The sequence below is a fragment of the Burkholderia sp. Ac-20392 genome, assembly GCF_017104585.1.
Lineage (GTDB): Bacteria > Pseudomonadota > Gammaproteobacteria > Burkholderiales > Burkholderiaceae > Burkholderia > Burkholderia lata.
Map to the genome: position 1 here is coordinate 20,882 of NZ_JAAGPB010000038.1, position 15,917 is coordinate 36,798.

The 15,917-nt window shown below is 67.2% G+C and carries 13 protein-coding genes; 2 read left to right on the forward strand and 11 right to left on the reverse strand.

All coding sequences use genetic code 11. The features are described 5' to 3' along the window. Positions 1-29: 29 nt before the first annotated feature. Genes G3N99_RS08115 through G3N99_RS08135 form a run of 5 tightly spaced genes read right to left on the reverse strand, consistent with a single transcriptional unit; the run spans position 30 to position 4,531 of the window. Positions 30-752 (reverse strand): ABC transporter ATP-binding protein, encoded by a 723-nt coding sequence (locus tag G3N99_RS08115; protein ID WP_206122093.1) that lies wholly within the window; start codon positions 750-752, stop codon positions 30-32. Continuing rightward, entirely contained in the window at positions 742-1,485 is a 744-nt protein-coding gene (locus G3N99_RS08120; protein WP_206122102.1) for an ABC transporter ATP-binding protein, read from the reverse strand. Before G3N99_RS08120 ends, G3N99_RS08115 begins: the two co-directional genes overlap by 11 nt. A gap of 5 nt (positions 1,486-1,490) precedes the next feature. Then, positions 1,491-2,438, reverse strand: a complete 948-nt coding sequence (locus G3N99_RS08125; protein WP_206122094.1) for a branched-chain amino acid ABC transporter permease — start codon at positions 2,436-2,438, stop codon at positions 1,491-1,493. Continuing rightward, on the reverse strand, positions 2,431-3,306 hold the full coding sequence (locus G3N99_RS08130) for a branched-chain amino acid ABC transporter permease (RefSeq protein ID WP_206122095.1): 876 nt from the start codon (positions 3,304-3,306) through the stop codon (positions 2,431-2,433). Before G3N99_RS08130 ends, G3N99_RS08125 begins: the two co-directional genes overlap by 8 nt. 37 nt (positions 3,307-3,343) lie before the next feature. Beyond that, positions 3,344-4,531 (reverse strand): ABC transporter substrate-binding protein, encoded by a 1,188-nt coding sequence (locus G3N99_RS08135; RefSeq protein WP_206122096.1) that lies wholly within the window; start codon positions 4,529-4,531, stop codon positions 3,344-3,346. 553 nt (positions 4,532-5,084) lie between these two features. On the opposite strand from G3N99_RS08135, the gene G3N99_RS08140 reads away from it, so the two are divergent. Next, entirely contained in the window at positions 5,085-6,743 is a 1,659-nt protein-coding gene (locus G3N99_RS08140; RefSeq protein ID WP_206122097.1) for a methyl-accepting chemotaxis protein, read from the forward strand. Positions 6,744-6,805: 62 nt separating this feature from the next. Here the strand turns inward: G3N99_RS08140 and G3N99_RS08145 are convergent, their stop codons facing one another. The 5 genes from G3N99_RS08145 to G3N99_RS08165 all read right to left on the reverse strand — a co-directional run bounded on the left by G3N99_RS08145 (position 6,806) and on the right by G3N99_RS08165 (position 12,101). Next, complete coding sequence (locus G3N99_RS08145) at positions 6,806-7,789, reverse strand: succinylglutamate desuccinylase/aspartoacylase family protein (RefSeq protein ID WP_206122098.1); 984 nt, start codon at positions 7,787-7,789, stop codon at positions 6,806-6,808. A gap of 81 nt (positions 7,790-7,870) precedes the next feature. Next, on the reverse strand, positions 7,871-9,199 hold the full coding sequence (locus tag G3N99_RS08150) for an MFS transporter (RefSeq protein ID WP_206122099.1): 1,329 nt from the start codon (positions 9,197-9,199) through the stop codon (positions 7,871-7,873). A 180-nt stretch (positions 9,200-9,379) separates the two neighbouring features. Further along, positions 9,380-10,288, reverse strand: coding sequence for a LysR substrate-binding domain-containing protein (locus G3N99_RS08155; protein WP_174939115.1), 909 nt, complete (start codon positions 10,286-10,288; stop codon positions 9,380-9,382). Between the two features lie 96 nt (positions 10,289-10,384). Continuing rightward, the gene (locus G3N99_RS08160) at positions 10,385-11,350 is read right to left on the reverse strand and encodes an SDR family oxidoreductase (protein WP_206122100.1); all 966 of its coding nucleotides are present in this window, start codon (positions 11,348-11,350) and stop codon (positions 10,385-10,387) included. Between the two features lie 337 nt (positions 11,351-11,687). Continuing rightward, a complete protein-coding gene (locus G3N99_RS08165) occupies positions 11,688-12,101 on the reverse strand; it encodes a DoxX family protein (RefSeq protein ID WP_174933689.1) in 414 nt (137 codons plus the stop codon). A gap of 1,024 nt (positions 12,102-13,125) precedes the next feature. On the opposite strand from G3N99_RS08165, the gene fliD reads away from it, so the two are divergent. Continuing rightward, positions 13,126-14,625, forward strand: coding sequence for a flagellar filament capping protein FliD (gene fliD / locus G3N99_RS08170; RefSeq protein WP_174939111.1), 1,500 nt, complete (start codon positions 13,126-13,128; stop codon positions 14,623-14,625). A 195-nt stretch (positions 14,626-14,820) separates the two neighbouring features. On the opposite strand, the gene G3N99_RS08175 is transcribed toward fliD, so the two are convergent. After that, the gene (locus tag G3N99_RS08175) at positions 14,821-15,468 is read right to left on the reverse strand and encodes a hypothetical protein (protein WP_174933693.1); all 648 of its coding nucleotides are present in this window, start codon (positions 15,466-15,468) and stop codon (positions 14,821-14,823) included. Between the last annotated feature and the right edge of the window lie 449 nt (positions 15,469-15,917).

Below are 15,917 nucleotides of genomic sequence, written 5' to 3' on the forward strand. Positions count from 1 at the left end.
CGCTCGACATGAGTGGCGCGCGCCGCCGGCTACATCCCCATGTACGCCCGTCGTACGTCGTCGTTCGCCGCGAGGTCCTGTGCCGGCCCGTGCGCCACCACCATGCCGCCTTCGAGCACGTAGCCGTAGTCCGCGATGCCGAGCGCGATCTCCGCGTTCTGTTCGACCAGCAGCACGTCGACGCCATCGCGGCTGACTTCGCGCACCACCCGTGCGATGTGGTCGACGACGGCCGGCGCGAGCCCGATCGTCGGCTCATCCAGCAGCAGCAGCTTCGGTTCGGCCATCAGCGCGCGCGCTACTGCGACCATCTGCTGCTGGCCGCCGCTCAGTGACCCGGCCGGCTTGTCGAGTTTCGCCGTCAGGTCCGGCAGCAACGACAGGCAGCGCGCCATGCTGCGCGCGATGCCCGCGGTGTCGCGCCGGCTGTACGCACCGAGCTCGAGGTTCTCGCGCACGGTCATCGGACCGAACAGCCGGCGCCCTTCGGGCACCATCGCCAGGCCATGCCCGACGAGCGCGTTCGGCGGCAGCCCGCCCACCGCGCGGCCGAACAGCCGAATCGCGTCGTGCGCCGCGGGCAGCAACCCGCTCACGCATTTCAACAGCGTGGATTTGCCGGCGCCATTCGCGCCGATCAGCGTGACGACCTGCCCGCGCATCACGCGCAGGCTCACGCCATGCAACGCGGGCACGACGCCGTACGCCGCGTTCAGGTGGGTCACCTCGAGGGTGGGCGCGTCAGTCGACATTCACGTTCCCCAGATAGGCGGCCAGCACGTGCGGATCCTCGCGGATCTCGGCCGGCGTGCCGGTGGCCAGCAACTTACCGTGATGCAGCACGTAGAGCCGGTCGCAGGTACGCATCACGGCCTTCATGTTGTGTTCGACGAGCAGGATCGACGTGTCGAAGCGATCGCGAATCGTGCGGAACGTCTCGAGCACGGCGGCCACCTCGGTCTGGTTCAGGCCCGTCAGCGGCTCGTCGAGGCACAGCAGGCGTGGTCGCGACGCGAACGCGATCGCGATGCTCACCAACCGCTGCAGCCCGTGCGGCAAGTCGCCGGCGGTGTCGCCGAGCACCTGCTGCAGCCCCACCAGCTCGGCCGTTTCCCGCACGCGCCGCGCGCGTGCGCGGTGACTCGTCCCGCGCATGCCGCCGATCGCACCGATCAGGATGTTGTCCTCGACCGTCATCGTGCGCATCAGGCTGCCGTGCTGGAAGGTCCGCACGAGCCCGTGCCGGCTGATCGTCTCCGGCGCGCGGCCGGTCATGTCGTGGCCGCCGATCTCCAGCCGGCCGCAGCTCGGCGCGAGAAAGCCGCTGAGCAGGTTGAACGTCGTGCTCTTGCCCGCGCCGTTCGGGCCGATCAGCCCGAGAATCTCGCGCTCGCGGATCTCGAGGCTCAGGTCCGACACGGCCAGCAGCCCGCCGAAGCGTCGCGACAGGCCCTCCGCGCGCAGCCGGACCGACGGCGTGTTCATCGGGGTCATCGCACGTCTCCCGTCACCGACGGCAGCGCCGTCTTCACGCGCACGGTGCGGCGGCGCGCCAGCCATCCCGTCACGCCATCGGGCATGAACAGCACGCCGAACACGATCGCCGCGCCGTAGAAGATCTGCTCGCCGCCGCCGAAGCGCTGCGCGACGCTCGCGAGCAGCACGAGCAGCACCGCGCCGACCACCGGGCCGAGCGCGTGCCGTTCGCCGCCGACCTTCAGGTACGCGAGCGCGAACGTCGACAGCATGAAGCCGAAGTCGAGCGGGCTGATCACATTGTTCGAAAACGCCTGCAGCGCGCCCGCGATGCCGGTGACGAACGACGCGATGCAGAAGCACAGCACCTTCATCGCATGTACCGGAATGCCGACCGAACGCACGACATTGTCGTTGTCCCGAATCGCGACGAACACGCGCCCGACGTGCGAGTGCTCGATCCACGCGAGCAGCAGGATCAGCACGCCCGCCACCGCCACCACGAAGGTCGGGAAGCAGTCGCCGAGCAGCGCCGGCGGAAAGATGCCCACCATCCCCGAGTTGCCGCCCAGCCATTCCGAACGCGTGTACAGGATGCGAAGCGCCTCGGTGAACGCGAACCCGATCAGCAGGAAGTACGGGCCCTTGACGCGCAGCGTCACGTAGCCGAACACGGCGCTGACCAGCAGCGCGACGACCCCGCTCGCGAGCAGCGCGATCGCGAACGGCAGTTGCCACAGCGTCGTCGCGGCGCCGCTCGCATACGCGCCGAGGCCGAAGAACGCGGCGACCGCGAAATTGAGCTCGCCGATCAGCAGCACGAAGCGGAGGCTGCTCGCCATCATCGCCGCGATCGCGATCCAGATCACGAGGTTCCCCGCGTAGCCGGAACCCGCGGCGACGCTCAGCAAGGTGGCCAGCACGGCGGCCGGCAACCCGTAACGAAAGCAACGATCATTCATGGCCGAGCAGCCCCTTCGGTCGAACCAGCAGCACCGCCATCACGAGGACGAAGATCGCGAGGCTCGCGACCGACGGATCGAAATAAAAGCCGACGAAACTCTCGACGAACGCGATGAACAGGCTGCCGAGGATCGCACCGGGCACGCTGCCCATCCCGCCGATGACGACGGCAATGAAGCCCTTGACCAGATACGCGTCGCCGAGCGTCGGCGTGACCGCGGCCACCGGTGCGATCAGCGCGCCCGCGACCGCGCCGATCGCGGTGGCCGCGACGAAGCCGCGAAACGCGATGCGCCGGTACGGAATGCCTTGCAGCATCGCGGCCTCGTGGTCGATCGACACTGCGCGCAATGCCTTGCCGAAGCGCGTGCCGCCGAGCGCCAGCGTCACCAGCAGCGTGAGCGCCGCGGCCACGCCGCACAGCACGAGGCGCTGCGCGGCGATGCTGACGCCGAGCACGTCGACGTTGCCGTCGATCAGCGGCGGCACCGGGCGCACGCCGCCGCCGAACAGCTTCATGAAGCCGCCCTCGACCATCAGCACGAGCCCGGCCGACAGGATGAACGAGCCCGTCATGTCGCGCTCGACGCGCTTGAAGCCGGCCTCGTAGACGAGCGCGCCGAACGCCGACGTGACGATCACGCCGAGCACGCAGGCGATCGCGTACGCGAGCCACACGGGCCGGCCGCCGCTCGCGAACCACGGCACCGTCACCGACACGACCAGCGCCGACAGCGTGAAGAACTGGCCGTGCGCGAAATTGACGATGCGCAGCACGCCGAAGATCAGCGTCAGCCCGAGCGCGAACAGAATGTAGACCGCGCCGATCTGCAGCGCGGTGAAGATCAACTGGAGAAGCGTCTGCATGAAGCCGCCTGCATCGAAAAGTTGGGGGCGGCCACGCTCAGCGCAGCTCGCCGGACGCGATGCGCGTGACTTCCACGAGCTTGCCGTCCTTGAGCTGCGTGACGATCACCGGCAACAGCATCTGCTGCGGCGAGCCGTACACCGCCTTGCCGCCGAACCCCGACTGGCCGCCGTAGAACGACGTGAACGTCACGCCGCCCATCGCCTTCGCGACATCGGCCGGCGCGGTGCTCTGCGCCTTCTCCATCGCCGCCTTCAGCGCATAGACCGCGTCGTAGATGCCGATCTGCACCGCGTTGATGGAATCGCCGGTCGCCTTGCGCACGCCGTCGTCGAGCGCGCGCTGGTGCGCGGTCGCGGACGCCCCGTCGAGGCTCACCGCCGCCCCCAGGTAGACGCCCTGCACCGCGCTGCCGCCCGTCGCGATCAACCCGCTCGCGCCGGTGCCCACCTCGACGATCTTCACGCCGTTCCAGCCGAGGCCGCCCAGCTCCTTGAACACGATTCCCGCATCGGCCGGCGGTGTCGAGCACAGATCGATGCCGTCCGGCTTGAGCGCGCTGAGCTTCGCCGCGACCGGCTGGAACTCGCTGCTGCCGCGCTCGTACCAGTCGCTCGACACCACCTTGACACCCACCGCCTCCCACGCCTTGCGCGCGATCTTCTCGGTTTCCTGCCCCGTCGCGTCGTTCGGATTCAGCAACGCGACGGTCTTGATCGGGTGCGTCTTCGCGATGAAGCCGGTCAGCGGCCGCGCGATCTCGAGCGTGGTGTTCATCTGCGTAAACGTCAGCGGATAGTTCGGCCCCTTGATGCTCGCGCCCCACGCGGTCGTGAACAACAGCACGCCCTTGCGCTCGGTCAGCGACTGCAGTGCGCGCACCGGCGCCGTGCCGATGCTGCCCGCGACGAACTTCACGTCGTCCTTGTTGACCAGCGCCTGCGCGACCTTGGCGCCATCCGCCGCGTTGTACTTGTTATCGTAGGTCACGCACTCGAAGTTGACCGTCTGACCCTTGACCCGCACGCCGCCCGACGCCGCGATCTCGGCGGCCGCCTTGCGGCACAGCCAGTCCGCGCCGACGCCCCACGGCGCACCGGAGCCGGACAGCGGCACCGACAGCCCGAGCTTGATCGTCTCGCCCGCCGTCGACAAGGGAACATGCGCGCAACAGGCGATGGCGATCGAGGTGCGCAACAGGCGGCGAATGGTCGGGTGCAACATGGCGGTCTCCTCCGTAAGTGGGGCTGTTTGTGGAAAGCATTAGATTCGCCCTCCGAAGGAAGAACAACGCGCGCGCCGGAACGGTTCCGTACATCAAAATCGAAGGACGCGAAACGATCTGGACAATCAGGGGAAATCCCGACGACCGGCGCACCGAGCGACGGCTTCTCGGCGCTCCATCGGGCACACGTTCATCCAGATGACGATTCGGCGTGCGGCGCCCGCGGCCCTTTTCCGTACGCGGCACGAGGTGCACCATGGCACGCCACCTTTGCAGTCCGAACGAGCCATCCGTTCTCCGACGAAAACGCATCGTCACGCCGTCGGCGCCAATGTACGGAACGCGCAACCGCTCACGATTGACCGCCCGACGTGGCGCTCAGTAGCATCGGCCGCGCTGCGTATCACCGTATTCGGGCTTCCATGCCCCCTTCTTCGCCGCAGGGGCAACACGAAGCATGCAGGCGCGCGACGAACGCCCATCGCATGCGACCGGACGGGTCGGGGCCCGTGACGACCGGTACATCGACAACAACGAGGAGATCTCACGACAATGAAGCTGTCATTCAAGCAGCGGCTCGCGTTGCCGCTGGTGCTGAGCCTGCTTTGCCTGGTCCTGCTGTCCGTCACCGATGCGTACCGGAGCCGCGAGATGCGCCTCGAGGAACGCAAGCTCGATCTCGTTCATGCGACGCAGATCGCGCTCGCCACGGTCGACACGTTCGCGAAGCGGGCCGCCTCGGGCGCGCTGAGCGTCGACGACGCGCAACGGCAGGCGATGGACGTCATCCGCGGCATGCGCTACGGCGAAGCGGGTTACGGCTATTTCTCGATCGTGAATTCGAAGGGCGTGGTGCTGATGTATCCGTTCGACGCGTCGCTCCAGAACAAGTCGCTGAACGAACTGAGCCCGAAGGTCGCCGCGATCATCCAGGCGCAGATCGACGCAACGCGACAGACCGGCAGCGGGTTCCAGCGTTTCGACTATCCGAAGGAAACGTCCGGGGTCACGACGGACGCCGTACGGGTCGCGTTCATCGACACCTATCAGCCGTGGGACTGGATCATCAACACCAGCCTGTTCGTCGACGACATCGATGCCGCGTTCTACGCGAGCCTGGCGAAAAGCCTCGGCATTTGCGCGGCCATCGCGCTGGTGATGGGCAGCATCGTCGTGGTGATCAATCGCGGCATCGTCCGCACCATGGGCGGCGAGCCCGGCTATGCGGTCGAGATTGCCGGGCGCATCGCGGCGAACGACCTGACGGCCGCCATCGTGACCGCGCCGCACGATCGCGGCAGCGTGCTCTATTCGATGAAGCGGATGCAGGCGAACCTGTCGGGCGCGATCAATGGCATCAAGACGAGCGCGGACTCGATCGCGTCGGCGGCCGCGCAGATTTCGGCCGGCGATCTCGATCTGTCGCGACGCACCGAACAACAGGCGGCGTCGCTCGAGGAGACGGCGGCCAGCATGGCGGAACTCTCGTCGCGGGTCAGCCAGAACGCCGACAACGTACGCCAGGCGAGCCAGGTCGCGGTGCAGGCCGTGCGGGTCGCCGAACGCTGCAACGGGGTCGTCTCGCAGGTGGTCGACGCGATGGGCAGCATCGACGCCAGCTCCGGCCGGATCGCCGAAATCGTCGGCATCATCGAAAGCATCGCGTTCCAGACCAATATCCTCGCGCTCAACGCCGCCGTGGAAGCGGCGCGGGCCGGCGAACAGGGGCGCGGGTTCGCGGTCGTCGCGTCGGAGGTGCGTTCGCTCGCGCAGCGCTCGTCGGCGGCGTCGAAGGAGATCCGCGGCCTGATTCACGAATCCGTGGATCGCGTGCGGGGCGGCGTGGCGCTCGTGAATGCGGCGGGCGCGTCGATGGCCGAGATCATGCAGGCGATCTCGCGCGTGACCGACCTGATGGAGGAAATCGCGGCCGCGTCGACCGAGCAGGGCCACGGCATCGACCAGGTCAATCAGGCCGTGTCGGAGATGGATCGCGCGACGCAGCACAACGCCGCGTACGTCGAGGAAGTGGCCGCCGCCGCGCAGTCGCTGGACGACCAGAGCAGGCAGCTCGTCACGATGATTTCGACGTTCATCGTCCGCGACGACGACGGCGCGCCGCCGCTACAGGAAGCGCTCGATGCCCGCCCGCCTGCCGCGACCGCGTTCGGGACGCACGCCGCACCGGTGCGTGAATCGTATGCGGTGTAGCGCGCAGCTCATCGCATGAGCGGCACCGCCGGCTGCGGCCCGGCAGCCCGCCGCAGGCGGCATCAGCGATCCAGCAATCGCCCCAGCCGCATCATCGTGACGTTCACGCCGAGATGGCGCATCGACGGTTGCACGATCACGCAGTTGTCGTACGGCGTGACGATCACCTCGTCGCCGTCGCGCGCGATCTCGGTGCCGGCTTTCTCGATCACTTCGAGCCCCGTGAACGGTTGCGAGAACCGGAAATCCATCGAACGCGCGACGACCGGCTCCGTGATCTCGACGAACTTCTGCCGCGCCGGCGCGGCTTGCGTCAGGAAGGCCGCGACGTCGTCGCGTGTGACCACACCCGCATGCAGCAGGAAGCGCGCCGCGCTGTCGAGCGCGACATCGCGTGCGCTCGCGGCGAAGTGCTGGCCCGTCTCGATCAACAGCGCATTCTTCGCGCTGGCCGGATCGCCGAAGCCGCCGTAATCGCGCAGCCGCGTGCCGTTCGCATGGCCGCGATCGATGATCACGTGCTCCGGCGTGCCGATCGCGGCCGCCAGCGCAATCGCCTTCTCGAGCGGCCCGGTCATCATCAACGGCGCGGACGCTTCGTGCATCGAATGAATGTCGAGCAGCAGGTCGACCGTATCGAGCAGCGGACGCATCGCGCGCGCACGCGCAAGCTCGCGGCTGTCGCGCGCGCCGTCGAGCGCGGCCGGCGTCCACACGCGATTCATGTCCTCGTCGAGGTAGCGGGTCGCATCGGCGTTCTCCGCACTGAAGTGCTCGTACGCGCCGACGTTGCCGAAGCCGAGCGACAGGCGGCCCGCAACCGGGCGCAGGCCCGCGGCCAGCAACGTGTCCACCGCGATCGCGCCGCTGACTTCGTTGCCGTGCGTCAGCGCGAGGATCATCACGTGCTTGCCGGGCCGGCCGCTGTCGAACGTGTGCAGATAGTCGATGCCCGTATTGCCCGCGCGCCAGCGCGCGATGTCGGGGAAGGCCACTTCGATCGGATAGGCCGGCAATGCGGCGCGGATGGCTTCAAGCGTGGTCATGTCGGAAAGGATCAACAGGGTTCGGGAAAGGCGCAGCCTGCGTGGGCCGGTTGCGCCGGAATCGGGCCAGGGGCCGGCGCGTCACGCCTCGGTCGCGCGTGTCGACGGCACGGTGGCGGCGGCCGCGCCGCGCATCCGGCGGCCGAGCGCAATCACCGACGTGATCCCGAGCACGGCTGTGGCCATCACGTAGAAACTCGGCGCCAGCTTGTTGTGCGTCGCGTCGATCAGCCAGGTCACGATCAGCGGCGCGAAGCCGCCGAACAGCGTCACCGAGAAGTTGTACGACAGCGCAAGGCCCGTGCCGCGCGTGCTCGTCGGGAAGATGTCGGCGAGCAGCGCCGGCAGCGGCGCGAGGCTCACCGCGATCAGCAGGCCGACCAGCGCCTGCACCGCGAGCAACGTCTCGACCGTCGGATAGCGGTTCAACATCACGAACAGCGGCCACGTCGTGACGCCGACCAGGATCAGCGCGATCAGCATCACGCGGATGCGGCCGAAACGATCCGACAGGTGGCCGACGACCGGCGCGGCGACCATCAGCATCGCGCCCGTGACGACCGCGCCGAGATACGACGACGTGGCCGGGATATGCAGCTGCTTGACCGCGTATGTCGGCATGTACAGCTTGTGCACGTAGTTGAACGCGGTGGCCGTCGCGACGACGCCCGCGCCGAGCAGCAGGTTCGCGCGATCGCGCGCGAACACGTCGCGCAGCGGCGACTTCGCGCGCCCCTTCTCGCCGAGCCGGCGGAAATCGGCCGGTTCGTCGATGTTGCGACGGATGTAGAGCCCGACCGGGCCGATCAGCAGCCCGACCGAGAACGCGACGCGCCAGCCCCACGCATGCAGCTGGTCGGTCGTCAGCAGCAGGCTCAGCAGCGCGGACACGCCGGCCGCGAGCACCGTCGCGAGCCCCTGCGTCGACATCTGCCAGCTCGCGAAGAAGCCGCGCCGCTTCGCATCGGCCTGCTCGACCATGAACGCGGTCGCCGCGCCGAATTCGCCGCCGGTCGAGAAGCCCTGCAGCATCCGCGCGACGATGATCAGCAGCGGCGACGCAATGCCGATCTGCGCATACGTCGGCGCGAACGCGATCATCGCGGTGCCGAGCATCATCAGGCCGATCGACATCGTCAGCGATGCCTTGCGGCCCGCGCGGTCGGCATAGCTGCCGAGCACGATCGAGCCGAGCGGGCGCGTGACGAACGAAATGCCGAATGTGCCCACCGACAGCAGCAGCGAAGTCGCCGCGTCGTGCGTGGGGAAAAACAGCTGGCCGATGACGATCGCGAAATAGCCGTAGATCAGCAGATCGTAGAACTCCAGCGCGTTGCCGATGCTCGCGGCGCAGATCTCGCGCCACGGGTTGTGCGGGGCCGGCGTCGCGGCGTGCGTGTTGCGGATCATCCCTGTGCTCCTCCGGTAATGCTGGCCGTCAGGATTTTGAAAGACGGCGCGCGGCGTGGCCGGCGGCCGTTCGGGCCAGTCAAGCGCGGAGTGTAGGCAACGCGGGGCGGGCGTTCGTGCCGTTTCGGCACGCAATCGTGCCGATCGGCGCGCGGGCGCCGGAACCGCTGTCCGGCGCGGCTAATCCGCGCCGTCGTCGCGTGACGGCGCGGTGCGCCAGATCGCATCCAGTACCGGGTGCGGATCGTTGCGGCGCCGGTATAGCGCGATGTCGAAGCCGATCTGCCAGTCGGCGCCGCCGACAATCGCGAGCTCGCCGCGCCGCACGTCGTCGGCGACGAGCCGCTGCGGCAGCCACGCGAGACCGAGCCCGCGACGCGCCATCGCGAGAATCGCTTCATACGAATCGGCCTGGTACACGGGACGCAGCGTCGGGCGGTTCGGCATTTCGGCAAGATGGCGCGCGAGCACCGCGCGCAGCGTCAGCGTGCGCGCGAACGCAAGCCACGGCACCGGCGCCTGCCCGGCCGGCAGCCGGTAGCGCACGGTGCCGCGCGCGTCGAATGCGCTGACCGGCACCAGCACCTCGCGCGCGACGGACAGCCAGTCGAAGCGGTCGCGATCGATCAGCAGCCGCGTATGCGGGCTCGAATAGACGATCAGCATGTCGGCATCGCCGGCCGTGAGCTGCAGGATCGCTTCCTCCGCGCTGCCGGTCGATACCGTCGCCGTGAAAAAGCCTGCGCGCGCAACCGTTTCGTCGTACCAGTCGGGGAAGAAGGTGGCCGAGAGCGTGCGGCCGGTGGCGATCCGGAGGTTGTTCTCCAGCACCGGCGATGCTTCCTGCAGTTGCGTGCGCGCGCCGTGCAGGATGTCTAGCGCGTTCGACGCCGCATCGAGGAACACGGTGCCGGCCGCCGTCAGTTCGAGCGGCTTCGTGCGGGCGATCAGGCGCGTGCCGACCCATTCCTCGAGCGACCGGATGCGGCGGCCGAACGCCGGATGCGTGACGAAGCGGTTCTCCGCTGCGCGCGTGAAGCTGCGCGTGCGCGCGAGTTCGACGAAGTCTTCGAGCCATTTCAGTTGCATGGCTGGGCTCCTGGGTGGGCGATGAGGTGCGGGTCGGGCTCGCTCGCGAACGACATGCGTGGCGCGGGCGGCGCGGGCCGCGAGTGGCGCCCGATCCTACAGCACCTGCGGAGCGTCGCGCAGCACGGCGCGCAGCGCGACATCGAACGGCGTCGCGTGATCGATCCCGGCCGCACGCACGCGCGATGCGTCCAGATGGCAATCGTACGGGCGCGGCGTTGCGTCGGTCGGCTGATCGATCCGCTTGAGCGCGGCGTCGATGCCGAGCGCGGCCGCGATCCGCCGCGCGATGTCGTACTTCGTCATCGGCTCCTCGCCCGACCAGTGACGGAGGCCCGTGATCGACGCCCCCGCGAGATGGCGCAGCGTCAGGTCGCGGATGACGTCCGCGACGTCCGGCGTATACGTCGGGTAACGAATCGCCCATGCGTCCATGCCGACCGCGTCGGCGCCCGGCCGTGCGGAGGCAACGATCGCCGGCACGAGGCTCGTGACGGCCGATTCACTCCAGTCGACGATCGGGCCGTAGAGCAGCGGCAGGCGCAGCACGCACGACAGCGGCGATGCGGCGAGCAGTGCCGCCTCGCCTTCCAGCTTCGTGCGGCCGTAGATGTTCAGCGGATTCGGCGCGGCATCTTCCGTGTACGGGGCCGCCTTGCCGTCGAAGACGTAGTCGGTGGAGATGCCGAGCGTCCATGCCCCGTAGCGCGCGGCGAGCGCGCCGATGCGGGCCGGCGCGGTGACGTTGATCGCGCGGGCGCCGGCAGGGTCGCGTTCGCAGACGTCGGGGCGGCGTTCGGCCGCGCAGATGATCACGGCGGCCGGTTGGCGGGTGGCGAACAGGTGTTCGAGGGCCGGCTCGTCGAGGACGTCGAGTTCGGCGAGGTTGTCCGGGGGCAGTGCGAGGCGTTTTGCGCCTGCGCCTTGCGGGTTCCGGATGGTCGCGACGAGGTTCAGTGACGATTCGCGGGCCAACGAGGCGGCAACCGCGCGGCCGAGGAGGCCTGCGGCGCCGATGAGGAGAATGGTGGGGAGGTCGGTCGACGCGGTCGGGTTTGGCATGGGCGGCAATTCAAGTGACTTGGGAGTGCGCGAGGTCGCGTTCGACGTTCGCGCCATGGTCGTCGGGAGAATAGCCGAGTATGACAGCCGGACCATCGTGGTGGCAGGTCGGTAACCCCGCGACGGGCGTGCGTCGTGTTCGCTGCGACCGACGCCCGACGCGGCGCACCGTCCGCCGGGACGACGCCGGTTCCGCCGACGACGTCGACGCACCGCGTGGCCGCCCGTGCGCGCGTGCAATCTGCGGAGCCGCCACACCGCGATCGCCGCCAGAAAGCAAAGCCCGGTGCGCTCGCACGCACCGGGCCGTCACACCTGCGGGAAACTTCGTACTGCCTTACTTCCGGTCGAGTGAATACCGCCCCGGGCCTGTCAGCGCGAGCAACAGCAGCCCGCCGATGATGCTCACGTTCTTGTAGAAGTTGATCATCGCCATGTATTGCTCCATCCCCTGCAGCGCCCAGTAGCGATGGCCGATCAGCGCGGTCGCGAGCGTATAGGCCGCGAACACCAGTGCGAGCGGACGCGTATAGAACCCGATCGCGATCAACAGGCCGCCGGCCAGCTCGACCCCGACCGCGATCGCGGCTGCCAGCTCGGGCGCCGGGTTCCCCGTCGACGCCATGTACGCGACCGTGCCCGAGAAGCCGCTCAGCTTCTGCCAGCCGAACAGCACGAACAGGATCATCATCAGCACGCGAGCCGCCAGCAGCAGCTCGTCCTTCTTCGACTCCAGTGAAACGTAACGCATGGCAATCACCCTTGAATTGACGGTTTGATGCATCCGGTGCCGATACGCGCCGAATCGGCGCGCCAGGTCGGCAACGAACCACTCCTCGCACAATCGAACAGCAAGCCGGCTGGCCCGCCGCCGAAGAATCCACCCAGTCGCACCGTTTTTGGTGCGCTCCGGATCGGTTCTGGCGAAGCACGGATGCAGTCTACTGTCTCCCCAAAAATCATCAATCCGCCGAAATATGATTCGCTGTCTCGTTTAAGTGGACAATCATGCGAAACAAGGCCGTGACGCAGCAGCAACGAATCCGGTCAAATGGACCTGCCATCATGTTTCAAGAACATGAAAACCGCCCGCTCTCATATCCGGCTTCCGTATCCAGTCGATATAAAAGCTTCAATTGGCGAGAACAGGCCACACCAACGTATCGCAATCGTTATTCGACGACACGTTCCGTGCAGCAACCGTTATCAATGAATTAAGCGGAAAACTCGACATTATTTCCAGCCGGCAAAGCCCCCTGTTCCGGGCAAAGGCGCGTGGCCTGGAAATGCGCATTGGTAAAAGAAAGCGTTCCGCGGGCATGCGGATTGAGGTCGCCCGTGGCGGATATGTCTGTTGGACAAGGATTTCAGCCCGATACCCGCACGCAGAACACCTTTCGCCCACCGTCGATCGACGCGATGTTTAGCAGCGTCAGCGCAAGAATCCGATCAAACATTCACGCCGCCGGTCAGTATTCAATGTCGGCAAAGCGCCTTTAATAAATTCAATCAAAACGATGTGTTAACGGCAAAAAATCGCAAACCTTTAGCCCACACGACATCACGGCATTCTCGTCTGCATTTTTCTCAACATGCATTACAAAAAATTACCAATAAATTCCGATTTAAATATACGATAGCGCACGTCCTTACGTTTTCCCGACATTCCCGTGAACCCCGGAACGCGTCTCGCCGGACGCGGCCTGCAGGCGAATCGCCGCAGGCCGTCCCGGCAGCCGCTCGTCACGGGATCGCTTTCCAACCGGAGACCACCCATGGCAATCAACACGCCCGTGAACAGCAGCGCGAACTCGAACAGCGTGATGCAACAGGCGGTGCAATCGATCATCAGCGGCTCGACCGGCAATACGTCGGACATCAACGCGCTCGTCAAGGTGCTGGTGAACGCGAAGACGGCCGGCCGCGCGGCCGCGCTGACCTCGACGCAAGCCACCAACACGACGCAGATTTCCGCATTCGGCGCGCTGTCGTCGGCGCTGGGCGCGCTCGAGGCGGGCCTCGCGTCGCTGAAGAACGGCGCCCTGCAGTCGACGTTCAACGCAGTCGCGAGCGGCAAGGGCCTGACCGCAACCGCAGGCGTCGGGGCGGTTGCCGGCACCTACACGGTCGGCGTCACGCAGATCGCAACCTCGCAGGCGCTCGCGTCGTCGGGCTTCGACGGGAGCAAGGCGCTCGGCACCGGCACGTTGACGCTGTCGCTCGGCAGCCAGTCGTTCAAGGTCCCGGTCGGCAGCACGAACAACACGCTGTCGGGCATTGCGGCCGCGATCAACTCCGCGTCCGACAACCCGGGGATCAGCGCAACCGTCATCAAGGGCACCGACGGCTCGCACCTCGTGCTCTCGTCGACGAAGACCGGCTCGGCGAACGCGATCAGCGTCGCGGTCGGCGACCTGTCCGGTGACAACGGGCTGTCGAGCCTCGGCGTCAAGTCGACGGCCGACACGTCCGGCGGCGCATCGAAGATCGAGTCGGCGAACAGCGCGGCCGCGTGGCAGCAGAGCACCGCCGCGCAGGACGCGAAGTTCACGCTCAACGGCATCGCATCGACCAGCGCGAGCAACGCGGTGTCGGGCGTGCTGACCGGCGTCACGCTGAACCTGTCGGCGGACGCGATCAACGCGACCGGGCCGCAGACGCTGACGATCAGCACCGATACGAAGGCGCAGGCGGCGACGATCACGAATTTCGTGAACCTGTACAACACCGTCGTCAAGACGATGGGCACGCTGACGAGCTTCACGCCGGGCGCGAACTCGCAGGGTGCGCTGATCGGCGATTCGACGCTGAACACGATCCGCAACTCGCTCGCGTCGAGCGTCGCGCTCGGCGTCCCCAACGAGAACGGCAACGGGCACACGAACCTGATGTCGCTCGGCATCACGCTGGAGAAGGACGGCACGCTGAAAATCGACAGCGCGAAGCTCGACAGCGCGCTGTCGTCCAACCAGGCGGGCGTCGCGCGCCTGTTCAACTCGAAGAACGGGATCGGCGCGCACCTGGCCGAGCAGATCGCACCGTTCACGAAGAAAGACGGGATGATCGACGTGCGCACGAACGCGCTGAACGCCGATCTGAAGCGCGTCACCAAGCAGCAGTCGGACCTGACGGACTACGCCGACCAGCTGACCAAGCAGTACCAGGCGCAGTTCACGGCACTCAACTCGCTGATGGCCAAGATGAACTCGAACACGAAGTACCTGACGCAGTTGTTCGGCGGCGCCAACAGCGCCGGCACGCTGGCGAACAAGTGATGAACGCCAGGGCTGCCCGATGATCGTGGCGGCGGCCGCCGGTCAACGGATCGACCGGCTCGCGCCGCCGCGCACGGCGTCTCGCCTGGAAACTTCACTCACGCCCGGTGGTGCGCAAGCGCGCCGGGCTCCCTCCCTGGCTCACGCCGTCGTGGCAGGCAGCCTTGCCGCGATTCGCCCGATGCGGGCGTGCGGTCAGCCAAGCCCTTCCACGCGATCGGCAAACAGATCGATCGCACGCGATACCTGACGCCCGAAATAGCCCGGCCGCTCGCGCTCGTAGGCGCGCAGCAGCGACGTGCACTCACGCTCGGCCCAGCGCCACACGGGGCCTTGTTTCGCGAAGACCGGATGATCGTGCAGCTCGGCCGGTACCGCGTGTTCGTCGTCCCAGCCCCAGAAATACGCCTGGTGGGCGCGCGCGAACGGCATCCCCAGATTGCTCGCCACGGTCTCGTCGTGGCGCAGCGTGAAATCGACGATTTCCTTGCGCGTGCGGCCGCCGATATCGTCGTGACGCGCCTCGATCCAGCAGTGATACCTCGCCAGCTGCGACAGATGCCGCGCGGTGCGGCGCCGCTCGCGCGTCGTGCACAGCGCATACAGGTTGCCGTCGCCGAAATCCAGCACCTCGCCACCCGCGAACGGCCGATAAGGCTTGCCGGTCAGCAGCGTCAGCACCTGCGCGCCGACGATCGCATAGTCAGCGCATCGCATGTAGCCGCTGCGCGTCGTCGCTTCCGACACGCTCCGGTGGACAACCTCATCGATCACGGCGTGCAGCATGGCATCTACCGGTGCCGCCAGGATCGGCGGCGGGCTTGTCGTCGTGACTTGTTGCATGGAAAACGGATGCGGATTCAACGGTTCGTCTGTCAGAAACGCTCGGCGGCGCGATATTACGAATCGTTACAAGAAACGCTCGGAGGGATTGATCAGATTTGTGTGCTTTTGTCGTCCGACGTGAACATGCGCCATGTCGGCCGGTGACGGTGGCGGCAGATCGCGGGACGCAACGGGAGGGATTGGACGAGCGGCGGCGTTGCGCTCGGGGCTCGGTGCTCGGGGCTCGGGGCTCGGGGCTCGGGGCTTGGGGCTTGGGGCTTGGGGCTTGGGGCTTGGGGCTTGGGGCTTGGGGCTTGGGGCTTGGGGCTTGGGGCTTGCTGCTTGCTGCTTGCTGCTTGCTGCTTGCTGCTTGCTGCTTGCTGCTTGCTGCTTGCTGCTTGCTGCTTGCTGCTTGCTGCTTGCTGCTTGCTGCTTGCTGCTTGCTGCTTGCTGCTTGCTGCTTGCTG